At 62.7% G+C, this 1891-nt stretch carries 3 protein-coding genes and 1 pseudogene; 1 reads left to right on the plus strand and 3 read right to left on the minus strand.

Annotation, left to right across the window (positions count from 1 at the left end; genetic code table 11):
* A partial coding sequence (locus EOA24_RS36265; RefSeq protein WP_127410727.1) for a 1-aminocyclopropane-1-carboxylate deaminase occupies positions 1–744 on the minus strand: 744 nt, incomplete at its 3' end.
* A gap of 146 nt (positions 745–890) precedes the next feature.
* Between EOA24_RS36265 and EOA24_RS36270 the strand changes: the two genes are divergently transcribed.
* Positions 891–1367, plus strand: a complete 477-nt coding sequence (locus EOA24_RS36270) for an Lrp/AsnC ligand binding domain-containing protein (protein WP_042643231.1) — start codon at positions 891–893, stop codon at positions 1365–1367.
* Between the two features lie 33 nt (positions 1368–1400).
* Here EOA24_RS36270 and EOA24_RS36275 read toward each other — a convergent pair whose 3' ends face one another.
* Both EOA24_RS36275 and EOA24_RS43575 read right to left on the minus strand, forming a co-directional pair.
* Positions 1401–1643, minus strand: a complete 243-nt coding sequence (locus tag EOA24_RS36275) for a hypothetical protein (protein ID WP_126082085.1) — start codon at positions 1641–1643, stop codon at positions 1401–1403.
* A gap of 83 nt (positions 1644–1726) precedes the next feature.
* A pseudogene (locus EOA24_RS43575) lies at positions 1727–1891 on the minus strand (ABC transporter permease); the annotation flags it as partial.

The following is a 1891-nucleotide window of genomic DNA, read 5'->3' on the forward strand; positions in this document are numbered from 1 at the left end:
CCCGACGAGGGCGGCGGTGTCGTCGACGATGCGGCGGACCTGGGCGCGGGTCTGGTCGGGCGTGCCGGAGGCATCGATGCCGATCACCCGGTCGGCGCGATCTTGAGCGGCGAAGCCGACGATCATGCCGGCCTGCGTCGAGCCGGTCACGACGCAGACGATGATGTAGTCGAATTTGAAACCGAGTTCGACTTCCTGTTTCGCCACCTCCTCGGCGAAGCCGACATAGCCCAGACCGCCGAACTTGTGCACCGAGGCGCCGGCAGGAATGGGGTAGGGCTTGCCGCCTGCATCCTTGACCGACTGGATCGCATCCTGCCAGCTCTTGCGAATGCCGATGTCGAAACCATCGTCGACGAGCCGGCTGTCGGCTCCCATCAGGCGCGTCAGCAGGATATTGCCGACCCGGTCGTAGACCGCATCGTAGTGCGGCACCCATTTCTCCTGGATGACCACGCATTTCATACCGATCTTGGCGGCCGTCGCGGCGACCATGCGCGTGTGGTTCGACTGCACGCCGCCGATCGACACCAGCGTGTCGGCGCCCGACGCGATCGCATCGGGCACGATATATTCGAGCTTGCGCAATTTGTTGCCTCCCATGGCCAGCCCGGAATTGCAGTCATCACGCTTTGCATAGACCCGCACCTTGCCGCCAAGCGCCGCGCTGAGACGCGGCAGATGCTCGATCGGCGTCGGGCCGAAGGTCAGTGGATACCGTTGAAATTTTTCGAGAAGTGACATCGACCTGCCTCCCGCAGTGTTCGTTTGGATAGGCAAAGAATAGACGAATTGCGGCGAAAGGTGCTCTCGAAGAGGGCCGCTGCTTTTTGGATTTCCGCAAAGAAGTGCGCTAAGGTTCATCTAATCGTCCATTGGAACCGATAAGAATGGAAGAATCTTCCGATCATATTTTCGACCGCATCGACATCAAAATCCTGCGAGCCCTGCAGGCCGAGGGGCGGCTGACCAATGCCGAGCTGGCAGCGCGCGTGAATGTCAGCGCCGCCACCTGCCATCGGCGCACGCAACGCCTGTTCGAGGAGGGCTACATCACCGGAGTCAGGGCGGAGATCGCGCCCGCCGCGGTCGGGCTCGGCGCGCTGGTCATGGTCGGCGTCGTGCTCGATCGCTCGACACCGGAAAGTTTCGCCGCTTTCGAGGAGGCCGCCCTCAAGCTCAAGGAGGTCCTGGATTGTAATCTCGTGGCCGGCGACTTCGACTATCTGTTGAAGATACGGGTGCGCGACATGGCGGATTTCAACAAGCTGCACGGCCAGAAGCTGATCGCGTTGCCGGGCGTCCGGCAAACCAGGACCTTCTTTGTGATGAAGGAGGTCAAGGAGAACGCGCGGCTGCCGTTTTGACAGGCAGTCCGCGACTCCATTCTCTCGCGGCGCTCAGAGCCGCTCCTTCTGCGGCAATGCCTTGCGGTCATTACGCGCCGCGACGAAGAACAGGATGAAGCAGAGGCCGAGGAGCGCGCCCATCGCCGTGCCCATCGTCTGGCCGACGACTTCCTGGAAATTGGGCGCGACGCGGTCGGGATTGGCCAGACCGAAGGGGGCCAGATACCACCAGATGCCGCCCAGGAACGCCTCGACGACAATTGCCACGAGGATTACACGCGCCTTCCTGCTCATTTCGTCCGTCCCCTTCAAGGTTTCCCAGGAGACCGCTTTATCACCGCAGGATTTGCGGCAATAGAGCCGAGCGATGCCGGGTGCTATTCGTGCCGCAGCGCGTCGATCGGATCGAGGCGGGCGCCGCGCAGCGCCGGGAAGAAGCCGAACACCATGCCGATCAGCGCCGAGAAGCCGACGGCCAGCAGGATGACGGCGGGGCTCGGCGCGAACGGTATCGTCAGCGCCATCGAGGCCATGCCGGCCAG

Source organism: Mesorhizobium sp. M2A.F.Ca.ET.039.01.1.1, from assembly GCF_003998035.1.
Lineage (GTDB): Bacteria > Pseudomonadota > Alphaproteobacteria > Rhizobiales > Rhizobiaceae > Mesorhizobium.